Consider the following 12,513-nt stretch of genomic DNA (forward strand, 5'->3'; position numbering starts at 1 on the left):
TGCGCTCGAGTTCTATGACTTTGTGATCTATAGCTTTTTCGCCGGCACGATCGGCGCGCTGTTCTTTCCGTCGCAAGATCCGGCGGTTCAGCTTCTCCTGTCGTTTGCCACCTACGGTGTTGGCTTCTTCCTCCGCCCGCTGGGCGGTGTCGTGCTGGGTGCCTTCGCTGACCGGAAGGGGCGCAAGGCGGCCACTGTCCTGACGCTGTTCCTGATGGCTCTGGGAACGGGCATGATCGGGTTCGCCCCGGTCTATGCCCAGGTCGGGCTGGCGGGGCCGTTCGTGGTCGTGCTCGGACGCCTGATCCAGGGCTTCTCTGCAGGTGGCGAGGTCGGCGCGTCGACCACGCTGCTCGCGGAATATGCACCACCTGCCGAACGCGGGTTTTTCGGAAGCTGGCAGCTCGCGAGTCAGGGGGCTGCGGTGCTCGCTGCGGCCGGGATCGCGTGGAGCATCAACACATTGCTCTCTCCGGAAGAGGTCAGGGCCTGGGGCTGGCGGGTTCCGTTCATCGTCGGCATCATGATCGTGCCGATCGGTCTCTGGCTGCGCAGCGCGCTGAATGAAACGCATGCCAACGAAGACAATGTCCGCACGCGCGAAGTCAGCTCGCTGTCGGTCGCCTTCCGTGAGCACTTCGGCAAGATCGTGACGGGCGTTGCCCTGGTCATCGGCGGGACGGCGGCAAATGCGATCGTCGTGCTCTACATGTCCACCTACGCCATCCGGCAGCTCGGCATGGCACCGACCACCGCGCTGTTCGCGGGAATAGCCGCCGGTGTGGTCACGCTGATTGCGGCGCCGCTCGCCGGCAAATTGTCGGATGGTCTCGGGCGTCGGCCTGTCGCGGCACTTTCCTATGGCTTGATCGCTCTCACGATCTATCCGGCCTTCCTTCTGCTGAATGCATCACCGACCCTCGGCACGCTCCTCGGAGTGGTCGTGGTGCTTGGCGCGCTCAATGCCAGCGGCGGAGCGCCGGTGATCATCAGTCTTGCCGAAATCTTTCCCGTCGAAGTTCGTGCAACGGGGATGTCGCTCGTCTATGCGCTCGGCGTTGCGATCTTTGGCGGCTTCGGTCAATTCATCGTCACCTGGCTGATCGGTGCGACAGGCAGCCCGGTTGCGCCGGCCTGGTACGTCATCGCCTGCTGTGCGGCCACGCTGATCGCGTTGCGCTTCACGCTGGAAACCGCTCGCAGCACTCTGTCCTGAAGCATTCAAACCCGCGAAGACAGCGTCTTCGCGGGGTCTCATCGCTCCGGAGCGCGAAGCATGAATCTGAGTCCCGAAATCGTTGCATTCGCCGCAGACATGAAGCGGATCCGGCGAGACATCCACGCCAATCCCGAAATCGGGTTTCAGGAGACGCGGACCTCCGACCTCGTCGCTCAGATGCTGTCGAACTGGGGGATCGAAGTTCATCGCGACATCGGCGAAACAGGGCTCGTCGGGGTCATCAGGGGGCAGTCCGACGGACGCCGTATCGGTTTGCGTGCCGACATGGACGCCCTGCCGATGCAGGAAGCCACCGGTCTTCCGTACAGTTCGCGCAATGCGAATGCCTTCCACGGATGCGGGCATGACGGCCACACGACGATGCTTCTCGGGGCGGCGCGTTACTTTGCTTCGACGCGCCGGTTTTCTGGTGAAGTCATCGCGATTTTCCAGCCTGCCGAGGAAGGCCTCGGCGGGGCGCGGCGGATGCTATCCGACGGCCTTTTCGACCGGTTTCCATGCGACGAAATCTACGGCTTGCACACCTGGCCCAATGCTCCCGTCGGCCGCATCAGCCTGAAGATCGGAGCCGCGATGGCTGCGGCTGACAATTTCGACATCGTGGTCACCGGGCGTGGCTCACATGGCGCGCAACCACATTACGCGATCGATCCCGTGATGGTCGCCGTATCGATCGCGCAGGCCCTGCAGACGATTGTTGGTCGAAATCTCGACCCCTTAAAGACGGCGGTACTATCGATCACGCAGATCCACACAGGTTCGGCACATAACGTCATTCCCGATACTGCGCGAATTTCGGGCACAATTCGGACCTTCGATGAAGCGACGCGCGACATGATCGCCCAGCGCATGACAGAACTCGCCCAATCGATCGCAGTCGGATTTGGCGCGCGGTCCGAGGTCATCCTGGATCCGCGTTTCCGCGTTCTGATCAACAGTCCTGTGCCGTCGAACGCGGCCATAGCGATTGCGCGAGACCTTGTCGGGCCTTCGATGGCCGAATTCGATGCCGAACCGCTGACCGGCAGCGAAGATTTCGCCGATATGCTGCAGCACGTTCCTGGCGCATATATGCTGTTGGGACAGGGACTCGGACCCAGCCTCCACAACCCGCAATTCGATTTCAATGATGAGGTTGCACCGATAGGCGCGTCCCTATTGGCGCGGATTGCCGAAGCCCGGACGGCTGCCTGAAGCTGGTGAGCGAAGGTACACCGGTTCTCGCGATGCGCGTCGTCGGCGAATTTGACGCTCTGCAGGCATTTCGCTGTCTGAGCCGGAAGATGAAGCCCCATCGCGGGCCGTCGCCCCTGAGAGTCTGCGCGGACGCAGTCCGCTCGGGGCATGTATGAGAGCAGTCTTAGATCGTGACCAGTATCACAGTGCCGACCTCGCAAGAGTCCTAATGAACTGTCGCTGGCGCCCAATCACGGGCTACCGACATTGAGGAGACGGTTATGATCGAGAAGCTCAACAGCGAGACCACGGGTGAGCAGGTGTGTACGCCGACCGAACTGACTGAGGCCGAGCTTGTGCAGATCTCGGGTGGCATTGTCGACAATGGCTCTGGTGATGTCCCCTGGTGCGGGACCAAGCCGCCGGGCTGGCACCCCGGCCCCGTCCATCACAGCTGATGGTCGCGCCGCAATCATTGCGTCGATGCTTGCCGACACTCTGGGAAGACGCGAAGGAGATCAAGGGGAGTGGCTTCTGCCACTCCCCTGTCTTTGCACGAGCGCCGAAGCGAGCGGGGCGCTCGTCCGCTCTCATCGTCAACATCTGCGATGCGCCGGTCGATGTTGCTTGCCAACCAAGTGTGATGCGCAGCACGGCGTCCACGCGCGGCTCATGCCATCGCTGTCCCCCGCGGCAATGATGCCGTTTCAACGATAGGAAGCCACAAATGAACGAGATCAGCCCAAGGCCTGAAAATGAGTTGACCGACCGTCAACTCGAAACGATCAGCGGCGGCGGTGGCGGCGATAAATCGAACGACCGCTTCAGTGAAACTGTCAGCAGCAAAGACGGTGGAATGGTGTCGGGAAGGGCTGGCGAAACGCACCTCGGCGGAAGTTGCGCCTATTAGCAGTTGGTCCCCGGCGCGGGCCGGCTGCCCGCGCCACCTTCTTCGGCCCCTGGTCGCTTCACGGCGACTACGAACGGTGCAGCAGAAGCTGCCCACCGGATCAAAAATGATCTCAGTCAAGCATCTCTCGGGTGTGGGCGACGAACGCGCTCGGATGCGCGTGCAGCGCGTCGTAAGGAACATCCTGCTGTCGAATGCGCTCTTTGTAGCGGCATTGCGGCTTGCATCCGCAGTGCATGCGGCTCCCGTCGAAGAGATCGTCCGGGTTCCGGTTTCCGTGCACACAAGCTCCGGTCCGCTGGTGCAGACCATCGTGGTGACCGTTTTTCGAGACGACCAGCGGGGGAAGTCTCCCTATTTGATCATCAACCATGGCCGCTCTGGCGACCCGGACAAGCGGGCCACATTCGGGCGGGCACGCTTTCCCGAGATCTCCCGTCAATTCGTCGCGCTCGGCTTCACGGTGCTGGTGCCCACCCGCATCGGCTATGGCGTGAGCCAGGGCCCCGACGTGGAATCACCGGGGCCATCCTGCGACAACAGGAACTACGCGCCTGGATTCGACACCGCAGCAGAGGAGATCGGCGCCGTTCTGCGCTCTGGCGAGGCGATCGTCCATGCGGACACGTCGCGAGGCCTCGTGGTCGGCACATCGTTCGGCGGCATGCTGTCGATCAAGCTCGCCACGAACGGCCTCCCCGGACTCGCGGGAGTCGTGAACTTCGCCGGCGGCATGGGCGGCAATCCCACGCAATGGCCGGAGCACCCTTGCGCCGCGGCTCAGATCGACCAGCTCTATCGAGGGTATGGTGCGAGGGCCAGGGTTCCAAGCCTGTGGCTATACAGCAGCAACGACCGCTACTGGGGTCCGCTTCTGCCGCGACAATGGTACGCAGACTTCGTGCACGCCGGCGGCACTGCGGAATTCGTTCAGCTTCCGCCGTTCGCCGAGGATGGCCATATGAGCTTCAATGGCAATCCGGACGCATGGTCTCCGGCATTCCAGCAATTCGTACGCAAGCTTGGGCTGATCGATTAGGTAGAAGGCATGCGCGTCATGAGAGCATTCCCGGACGTCTGGCTGGCGGCGTTTGCCGCGCTGTCGTTGTTCACGGCAGCCGCGAGAGCGGTCGACGACGAGCTCACCATCCCGGCTGGACGACCTGACATGAGAGTCGAGGGACAAATACCCTCGCCGGAAGGCGGGCGCGTCATCCTCTATTCGCGATCGCATTACGGCAACTATCCGCTGGCCAGCTACTCGTTCGTTCGCGGACTCCGCGGCGATGACCGGACAGTTTGCAACGACGTTGATCTCGTGTTCGGCAATGCGCGGAGGAGCGAAGCATTTTCCGGACAGCGCGTCGATTCGGTGCCTGGCGCCGCAGGGCCGGTGAACGGAGCGCCCGGCCTTGACGGCGGCGGACCGGGTACCGAGGACCAGTTCCGCGTCGGTCTGTTCGGCACTGCACGTCACCGCATCATCGACATGGGGCCGATCGCCGATGACGTGCTGCCAGGCGTTCCGCCTGCGGCGAAGAATGCCGGATCGGATCATGCAGCCGTCCATCAGGGGCACGTCTACATTGTCCGCCTCAATGACGACAACGATCGGCGTTTGGCCACCCCGATCTACGTCAAACTGCGCGTCCTGTCGCACAGAGATAATGATGCCGTCCTGATCGAGTGGCACCGATTGCAAGGCTGAGTGCTCCATTCTCCAGGTGACTTGCGGCGGCGCGAGTGGCTCCGAGTGCCGGCCCCGCGTGCCGGCGCAACCGTCACTCGGCCCGCGCCGCCCTAAAGAGCCAGTCGCCATAGCTCTCGCGTGACCGATGTCACGGACCTTTTCTCGGCCGCAGTCCAACATCACGGCGCCGGCTGGAGGCCGGTTCGGTCCAAGAGGAGATGTCAATGCCGAATTCTTCGCTGCCCAAGTCAACGACCAAGCGACCCAAGGAGCCGTTTGATCCGGCTCTCGACGCTCCCATCGCCTTGACGCCCGACCAGCTTGAGGTGGTCGTCGGCGGCACCACGAGGGAAGGCGCCGGCGGTGGGACCACGACCGGCTACAGCCCGCCCAGCCGGTCATCGAGCGCCAGCTAGTGCCGCACTGCGCGGCTAGACACAATGCGCCCGCTTGGCGCCGGCAATGAATTGGAGGTCTTGATGTCGAAGCTGGAGTTCCGACCCCTGGATTGCCCGAGTGCTCAAGCGGGCGCACGAGATGCGCGGGTCTATGGCGTACTCACCGGTTCTCCGGCTGCCCGCCGCGTCGGCTATCTCACCGAGACGCAGCCCGTCTCCGAGAAGATATTGGCACTGTCCGGTCCGGCAAGACCGACCGAGGTGTTTCGTATCGCAGGGACTTGCGAGATGAGTGGCTGTAAGCACTTCAAGGGCAATGCATGCACGCTGGCGCAACGCATCGTCGACGGTCTGGCGCCTGTGGTGAATTCCCTCCCGCCTTGCCAGATTCGTCCGACCTGCCGGTGGTTTCATCAAGAGGGGCGGAATGCCTGCACGCGTTGTCCGCAGGTGATCACCGACAAACCCGATGCGACGGCGGAAGAGAGGCGGATCGCGAACGATGATGACGCCGCATAGGCGCATCAATTGCGCTGCGCCGGTCCCGGGCTGACAGTGTCAGCTCGGAATGGTCGCGCGGCCGAGGCGCACACCAAGAGGTGCCGACCTCTATCAGTCCGCGCTCTCGTCGCGATCTCATCCCTTGAGATGCGCAGGGGTCTCGCCGACCGCGCGGTCTCTCGCTCTCCATGGCCGTTTCCGTGAAGCACCCCTGGCCCTTGCCATTTTTCGATCGAGCGAATTCCGTGACGCTCATCACGGCAACGCTGAGCGCAATTTGCGATGATACCCGCGTTGGGCGGGGATGGCCTGCCCTTTCGAAGCGAGGACATTCACGATGACCTTCAATGCAAACGACACCGCGATCGAGTTGATGGACGACGAGCTCGATTGCGTCGACGGCTGCGGATCGACCAGTGCATGCGTCGCCGCCTGCGTGGAAAAGAACAAGTGTGAGACGAACGCCTGCGTCGACAAATGCATGACGCAGTGTTCAAAGCAGTAATGAACGATCAGCGGTGACGGCAACGCGCCATGGGATCCCCGATTTTGCATCCGCTTTGCGCGGCTGCAATGCGGTGGATGCCCAGGGCGCGCCCCTCATCGACGTCGATCGTTGGATCTGACATTCCGAGCGGGGAGCAAGGAACACAGCATGGCCCATCCCTGTTGCTTTCATCTCGTACACAATCATCAGCAGGCGCATGACGCTGCACAGCGCCTGTTCGAGCACCTGCGGGCCGAGATCGAACCGCTCTTGCCCGCCTCTGCCGAGATATTGCATATCGGCGCGACTGCCGTTCCCGGATGTCTCACGAAAGGCGACCTCGATGTGGTCGTAAGGGTGGATCGCGATGACTATCCCGCAGCCGAAGCCAAACTCGCGGATCGCTTTTTGCGCAATCGCGGCTCAGTCCGGAACGAAGAGTTCGCCGCCTTCGAGGACCCCAACCGGGTGCCGCATCTGGGCATCCAATTGACAACGAAAGGATCGGATTTGGATTTGTTCCATTTGTTCACGGCGGCGCTGGTGGCCAATCCCGAGCTTGTTGGCCGCTACAACGCGATCAAGCTTGCGTATCACGGCCGACCCATGGATGAGTATCGGGCCGTCAAGGATGCCTTTGTGAGCGAGGTGCTGCGGTCGCGTCCGCGTTGATGCGGAAAACACGATCCAGCCGCGTCGCGCGCGGCAAGTGCCAGGATCTCCAGCAATCGAACAATCTGCCCGCTTCCGGATGCAGCGACGTGTCACCGGCCGTCTCCGTCGGGGGTCCGGCAGCGCGACCGGTTTACGGCAATAGGGTCTGATCAGCCCGATCACCTGCCGCGTTCAGGTGGGCCTTCGCGTGTGGCAGCGCAGGGGGCCGGGACTCTCCCGGACCCCCTGGCGTATCCCTGCTCAGTGCATGCAGGCGTTGATGTCGACCAGCGTTTTCGAGACGACGGCTCCGGTCAGATTGTTCCGACAGACATTGTAGAGGCCGGTCGGAGAGCCGCACACCTTGCTGCAGCTGACGACACTTGCCACGCCGCCGCCGTGATAGCCCACGGGCCTTCTGGCGGGGTCGTTCGGGAGGACCTGCTTGTCGAATCCGCCGAGCGGCGGCCGCACATAGGTGACGGCGCTTTGCGCCATCGCGGAGGAGGTGAGGGCAACGGCGGCGAGCACCGCTGCAACAGACATGATGACCCGTTTCATGGAGAGTGCCTTTGTTGGTGGTTGAGGAAGAGATCGTCGTGATCGACGGGCGCAGTCTCCGCGAAGCAGTGCGGACTCACCGTGATCCGGCGCACGGAGCCCTTGTCTCCACATCGAGACGAACGACGGCGTCCCGAAACGGGCTGTGTGACGTCCGGCAGTTTTCCGCAAGGTGCAGCCGGCAACGATCTACGAGACACCGGGCTGGCGTCAAAGGAGTTGCCGCTTGGCAAAGGACGCGAACAGGCCTGGCCCTGCGCTGAGTTCATCGAACGTCCCGCTCTGCTCGATCCGTCCATTGACGAGCACGATGATGCGGTCTGCTCTCCGCACGGTGCTCAGCCGATGCGCAATCACCAGGCGGGTCACATTGAGGTTGCCGAGCGCATCGCTCACGATGGCTTGCGACCGGTTATCCAGCGAACTCGTCGCCTCATCGAACAGCAGGATGCGGGGGCGGCGCGCAATGGCGCGCGCGATCATGATCCGTTGGCGTTGGCCGCCGGAGAGCGTGCTCACGCCCTCCGAGACGTTCGTCAGCATGCCCATCGGCATTGCCTTGAGATCGTCTTCCAATCCTGCGAGCCGCGCGGCGTCCCAAGCCTGTTCTTCCGGCAACCGCACGCCACCACAGATGTTCTCGTAGATGCTCCCGGTCGCGAGCCTGGCGTTCTGAAGCACCACACCGATCTGTCGTCGAACCGCGCCGATGTCGAGCGTGTCGATCGACTTGCCGTCATAGAAAACAGCGCCGGAGTCCTGGCGGTCGAAGCCGAGCAGCAGGCGAAACAGGGATGACTTGCCGCTTCCCGAGGGCCCGACAATCGCGACATATTCGCCTTGTGAGATCTTCAGCGACACGTCGTCGAGCACGGGCGGGCCGCTCGGCACGTAACGGAACGTCACCCGCGCCAGTTCGATCGCGCCGGACAACTCGCCCGGATTCTTGCGTTCCTCGGCGACCTCCGCGGCGCTCGCAATCAGTGGACGCAGCCGGAGCAGGGGCGGAATGGCAACAAGCGCTTCGCCGAGGCCGGCCGCCCAGGCTCCGATTGCGCCCATCGACTGGCCGAACGCCGAGAAGAAGGCGAGGAAGCCGCCGACGTCCGTCATCAGCCCGCTGTTCGCGTAGGATGCGTAGCCGAAGATGATCAGCGTCGCGATCGTCGGGAACGATGCCTCGAAGGTGCCGAGGATGTTGGCGGCGGCCTGCGAGGCGATGAAGTGACGGCGCTGCACCGAGAACTGCCGGGACCAGACCGCGAGGGCCCGCGGAGTCGCGGCGGCCACCCGCAGCTTGCCGACGCCGGACAGAAGCTGCAGCAGGAAGCCGCCGATCCTTCCTTGTACTTCGGAATGCTGGGTTTCGTGATACAGGCGAACCGCGCTTGTGGCCATGATCGCAACGGCCCGCACCAGCGTCAACGCGATGGCAATCAGCGACAGACTGGCATCGTAATACAGCATCAGGCCGATGCTGAACCATCCGAACAGGCCGGCCATCATTCCGCGCAGCGCATATCCGGTCAACGTCCGGCGCGCGGCATCGACTCCCATGATGCGATCGACGACTTCGCCTGCCGTAAAGCGACGAAACAGCGACGCAGGAAGTCTGAGCAGGCGGTCAATCAGGGCTGCTTGCAATTTCCAGTCGATTCCGGCCTCGAGACGAAGCATGGCCAGGCCGCCCATCGTCTGAACGCCGGCCAGCGAGACGGCCGTCAGGCCGAGAGCCAGAGCGCAGAACGGAAGCTGGTCGATTTCGGAGCGCGGAATGATGGAGTTGATCAGGAGGTCGGTGATGAGCGGAGCCACCAGCGAGAGCAGCCCGATCGCCGTGACCGACAGAAGGATGCGCAGTGCATTGCCCCGCGAATGACGGGAGGCGAATCTGAGCAGGTCGCCGAAGCCGAGCGGTCGCGGCGGCAGAGGCGGATAGAGGGTGGCCGCTTCGGGAGCCAGCTGCATCGCAACGGTCCGATCGATGCTTCGGCGCTGCCCTGTACGCGGGTCGACCATGAGATAACCGCGCCAGGGTTCACGGATCAACGCCACGGGATCACGCATCTCGCCGAACCATGCGACGAGCGGTCCGACGTCCAGCTTCCACCACTCGCCGCGCAGAAGAACCTGGCGCACTCTCAACTGCGCATTCTGCGCAATCGTGGTAACGGCACTGAACCCGCTTTGATCGTGGTGGGTGCGGCCGGGTGCCGTGATAGGCGTATGGATCTGCTCGCCGACGATTCGGCAGGCACGAAGCAGAGCATCCCCGTCGCCAGCGTCGGCCGCGGACGTCTCGAAGCGTTGGCCGATGATGCCGGCCAGCCGCGCAAAGGCTTCCGACGTTTGTGATGCCGTGAATTCCTGCCGGTTGGCGAGACGTTCCGCTGCGCGGCGCCGGTCGTTCGTGAGCATTTCGGCAAGGCAGCAGCGTACGGCGAGTCCAAATCGTCGGAGTGCGCTCGGGAGCATGCCGGGATCACGCAACATCGGCTCGATCCGGACCGCGCATCCGGCCGCTCCCGCCTTGATCCACATGCCCGATGTCAACGGGAAAGGCAGTCCTTCTGCCAGATCCGCGCCCTGCGATCCCATCAATTGGGCCGATCCGCGAACCAGCGTCACCCAGGACAGCCGTCGCATCGGGCCGCGCCCGCACTCCCCTGCGACCAACTCGATCTCGCCTGCCTCCACCAGCTCGGGCATCTGCCAGGGAGGGGTCTGGCCGGTGACGACCTTCGCGACCTGGCCGATCCAGGTTGTTATCCCATCGGTCTCGGTCAGTGCATCCAGTGAGATCAGCTGAGCCCGCGCGCCGGGCGTCCCGACCGCGATGAACTTGATGAGTTGAGGGCCATTCAGATCGTCGAGACCCAGAATGAGGCCCTCGGGCTCGACTCGAAACAAATGATGGCGGGCACCGTCGCTACCATCTTCGGCGACGTCCACGGCAAAGATGTCGACCTGATGGGTCTTGACCCTGAGCGCATGATCACGATGGTCAAGCGGACGCGGGTGACGTCCGTCCAGGCATACGTCGTCGGAAGGCACGGCGCCTGCGTCGAGACCGGATCGGCGGCCAGGTTCGTTCATTCCTGTGTCACCAGCCTGGCATATTCGCCATTCCTTGCCATCAGATCTTCGTGGGTGCCGTGCTCGACGATCTGCCCTCGATGAAGTACGATGATCTGGTCGCAATCCCGGATCGTGCTGAGGCGATGCGCGATGATGATGCAGGTGCACCCGCGACGCCGCAGATGATCGTCGATGATCTTCTCGGTGATGGGGTCGAGCGCGGCGGTGGCTTCGTCGAGAACGATCAGCGAAGGCTGGCAGACGAGAGCGCGAGCGATCTCGATGCGCTGCCGCTGGCCGCCGCTGAAATTCGTGCCACCTTCGTTGACCTGGCAATCATAGTTGCCGGCCCGGGTCGCGATGTCATCCTGGATGGCGCTTTCCTTGAGAACGACGGAAAGATCAGCCTCCGCAACGGTTGGGTCCCACAGCGTGAGATTGTCGCGTGCGCTGCCTTCGAAAAGCAAAATGTCCTGGTCGACATAGGCGATCGAATTGGCCAGCACCGGCGCAGGGATGTCCGCCAGCTTCAGCCCGTCGATTCGGACTTCTCCGGCCCAGGGCTTGTAAAGGCCGCAGATCAGTCGTCCCAAGGTCGACTTGCCGCTTCCGGAGGTGCCGACCAGCGCTATTCGGGACCCCGGCTGAACCGTGAAGGAGATGCCCGCGAGCAGCGGCGGCTCGAGCGGCGAGTAGCCGAACTGGACGTCCTTGAGCTCGAGCCGCCCCGTCAGCTTCGCGGTCGCGAGATCTGCGCCGGCAGCGGGCTTCACCGTCTCGTCGAGCGGGTAGTTGTAGACGTCCTCGAGCCGCTCCATGGTCCCTCGGATCAGCTGAAGGGCGCCGGCCTGGTTGACGAGGTTGGTCATCGGCTCGGAAAAGCTGGCCGTCAGGGATTGGAAGGCGACGAGGCTGCCAAGGGTCAACGAACCTTCGACGACACGCAAGCCGCCCACTGCAAGGATGGTCGCCGTGGTCAGGCCGGAGACGAGCGCTGGCAGCGCGTCGAGGAGGAGCGAAGATTTCGCCAGAGCCTGCTCTGCGTTCAGCAACTTGGCCTGGACCCCCGACCAGTGGCCGAACATCTCGTCCTCAAGGCCGCTCGCCTTGATCGTCTCGATCGATCTGACGGCGCCGACCGTGACGCTGTTGAGTTTACCGCGTTCGAGCATGAGGCTGCGGTTCAAATCGGCGCGATTTCGGCCCATGATGCTGAGCGCCAGAATATTGGCGAGTGACGCGGAGACGCAGATCGCCGTGAGCAGCGGATCGTAGATCGACATTGCCACTGCGAAGAGCACAACGGAGGTGAGGTTGAACGCGTTGCTCGCGATGCCGCCGGACAGCAGGCGCGCAATCTGCTCGTTGGTGGCTACGCGCGCCGCGATATCGCCGGCATGGCGCTGGGTGAAGAACTCGATGGGCAGCGCCATGATCCGCCAGAGGAAGCGGCTGATCATGACGACTGCGAGCTTGGTCTGCAGCCTGAGCAGGAGCGACTGGCGCAACGCGGTTAGCACCGCGCGCAGCGCCGCCGTCAGCGCCATCCCGATCAGGAGCGGGCGTAGCCAGCTTGTTGAATGTTGGATCAGTACATTGTCGACGAAGATCTTGGAAAAGCCCGCGGCCACGATCCCAGGCAGCACCATGGCCAGGCTCAAGGCGATCAACAGGGCGACAGCCGCCTTGGAGGTCCGTAATTCCCGTAGCAGGAGCCGGGCTCCGTTCGGCTTGTGCCCGATGCGCTGGACATCGTCGCCCGGCTGAAAGGTCAGCACCACGCCCGTGAAGCAGCGGTCGAGCTCTTCCATATCGATC

General features: G+C 63.2%; 12 protein-coding genes. 8 read left to right on the forward strand and 4 right to left on the reverse strand.

Features of this window, described 5'->3' with window-relative positions; genetic code table 11:
* The 7 genes from BRAS3809_RS22040 to BRAS3809_RS35070 all read left to right on the forward strand — a co-directional run.
* Window positions 1-1,216: MFS transporter (locus BRAS3809_RS22040; RefSeq protein ID WP_035657573.1), on the forward strand; the 1,216-nt coding region annotated here is incomplete at its 5' end.
* Between the two features lie 60 nt (window positions 1,217-1,276).
* Complete coding sequence (locus tag BRAS3809_RS22045; RefSeq protein WP_008964243.1) at window positions 1,277-2,434, forward strand: M20 aminoacylase family protein; 1,158 nt, start codon at window positions 1,277-1,279, stop codon at window positions 2,432-2,434.
* 263 nt (window positions 2,435-2,697) lie between these two features.
* On the forward strand, window positions 2,698-2,874 hold the full coding sequence (locus tag BRAS3809_RS36740; protein WP_008964244.1) for a hypothetical protein: 177 nt from the start codon (window positions 2,698-2,700) through the stop codon (window positions 2,872-2,874).
* Between the two features lie 269 nt (window positions 2,875-3,143).
* A complete protein-coding gene (locus BRAS3809_RS36055) occupies window positions 3,144-3,326 on the forward strand; it encodes a hypothetical protein (protein ID WP_008964245.1) in 183 nt (60 codons plus the stop codon).
* A 76-nt stretch (window positions 3,327-3,402) separates the two neighbouring features.
* Entirely contained in the window at window positions 3,403-4,365 is a 963-nt protein-coding gene (locus tag BRAS3809_RS22050; RefSeq protein WP_139017412.1) for a dienelactone hydrolase family protein, read from the forward strand.
* Between the two features lie 129 nt (window positions 4,366-4,494).
* Window positions 4,495-5,034, forward strand: coding sequence for a hypothetical protein (locus tag BRAS3809_RS22055; RefSeq protein ID WP_139017413.1), 540 nt, complete (start codon window positions 4,495-4,497; stop codon window positions 5,032-5,034).
* 461 nt (window positions 5,035-5,495) lie between these two features.
* Window positions 5,496-5,933, forward strand: coding sequence for a hypothetical protein (locus BRAS3809_RS35070; RefSeq protein ID WP_008964249.1), 438 nt, complete (start codon window positions 5,496-5,498; stop codon window positions 5,931-5,933).
* A 237-nt stretch (window positions 5,934-6,170) separates the two neighbouring features.
* Here BRAS3809_RS35070 and BRAS3809_RS36060 read toward each other — a convergent pair whose 3' ends face one another.
* Window positions 6,171-6,443: a hypothetical protein gene (locus BRAS3809_RS36060; RefSeq protein WP_139017414.1), complete on the reverse strand. Its 273-nt coding sequence runs from the start codon at window positions 6,441-6,443 to the stop codon at window positions 6,171-6,173.
* A 127-nt stretch (window positions 6,444-6,570) separates the two neighbouring features.
* Here BRAS3809_RS36060 and BRAS3809_RS22065 point away from each other — a divergent pair, with 127 nt between their 5' ends.
* Window positions 6,571-7,074 carry a GrpB family protein gene (locus tag BRAS3809_RS22065; protein ID WP_008964252.1) on the forward strand — a complete coding sequence of 168 codons (504 nt, stop codon included), beginning with the start codon at window positions 6,571-6,573 and terminating at the stop codon, window positions 7,072-7,074.
* Between the two features lie 243 nt (window positions 7,075-7,317).
* Here the strand turns inward: BRAS3809_RS22065 and BRAS3809_RS22070 are convergent, their stop codons facing one another.
* The 3 genes from BRAS3809_RS22070 to BRAS3809_RS22080 all read right to left on the reverse strand — a co-directional run.
* A complete protein-coding gene (locus BRAS3809_RS22070) occupies window positions 7,318-7,602 on the reverse strand; it encodes a hypothetical protein (RefSeq protein WP_170323314.1) in 285 nt (94 codons plus the stop codon).
* 225 nt (window positions 7,603-7,827) lie between these two features.
* On the reverse strand, window positions 7,828-10,713 hold the full coding sequence (locus tag BRAS3809_RS22075) for an NHLP bacteriocin export ABC transporter permease/ATPase subunit (protein WP_008964254.1): 2,886 nt from the start codon (window positions 10,711-10,713) through the stop codon (window positions 7,828-7,830).
* Window positions 10,710-12,513 (reverse strand): ATP-binding cassette domain-containing protein (locus BRAS3809_RS22080; protein ID WP_035657579.1); only part of this gene is annotated, 1,804 nt, incomplete at its 5' end. The genes BRAS3809_RS22080 and BRAS3809_RS22075, both read right to left, overlap by 4 nt.

This window comes from Bradyrhizobium sp. STM 3809 (assembly GCF_000239795.1).
Taxonomy (GTDB): Bacteria; Pseudomonadota; Alphaproteobacteria; order Rhizobiales; family Xanthobacteraceae; genus Bradyrhizobium.

Coding starts and splice junctions, on each gene's coding strand:
- BRAS3809_RS22065 (WP_008964252.1), top strand. CDS start 6,571: ATGGCCCATCCCTGTTGCTTTCATCTCGTACACAATCATCAGCAGGCG.
- BRAS3809_RS22055 (WP_139017413.1), top strand. CDS start 4,495: ATGAGAGTCGAGGGACAAATACCCTCGCCGGAAGGCGGGCGCGTCATC.
- BRAS3809_RS22070 (WP_170323314.1), bottom strand. CDS start 7,602: ATGTCTGTTGCAGCGGTGCTCGCCGCCGTTGCCCTCACCTCCTCCGCG.
- BRAS3809_RS36740 (WP_008964244.1), top strand. CDS start 2,698: ATGATCGAGAAGCTCAACAGCGAGACCACGGGTGAGCAGGTGTGTACG.
- BRAS3809_RS36055 (WP_008964245.1), top strand. CDS start 3,144: ATGAACGAGATCAGCCCAAGGCCTGAAAATGAGTTGACCGACCGTCAA.
- BRAS3809_RS35070 (WP_008964249.1), top strand. CDS start 5,496: ATGTCGAAGCTGGAGTTCCGACCCCTGGATTGCCCGAGTGCTCAAGCG.
- BRAS3809_RS22045 (WP_008964243.1), top strand. CDS start 1,277: ATGAATCTGAGTCCCGAAATCGTTGCATTCGCCGCAGACATGAAGCGG.
- BRAS3809_RS22075 (WP_008964254.1), bottom strand. CDS start 10,713: ATGAACGAACCTGGCCGCCGATCCGGTCTCGACGCAGGCGCCGTGCCT.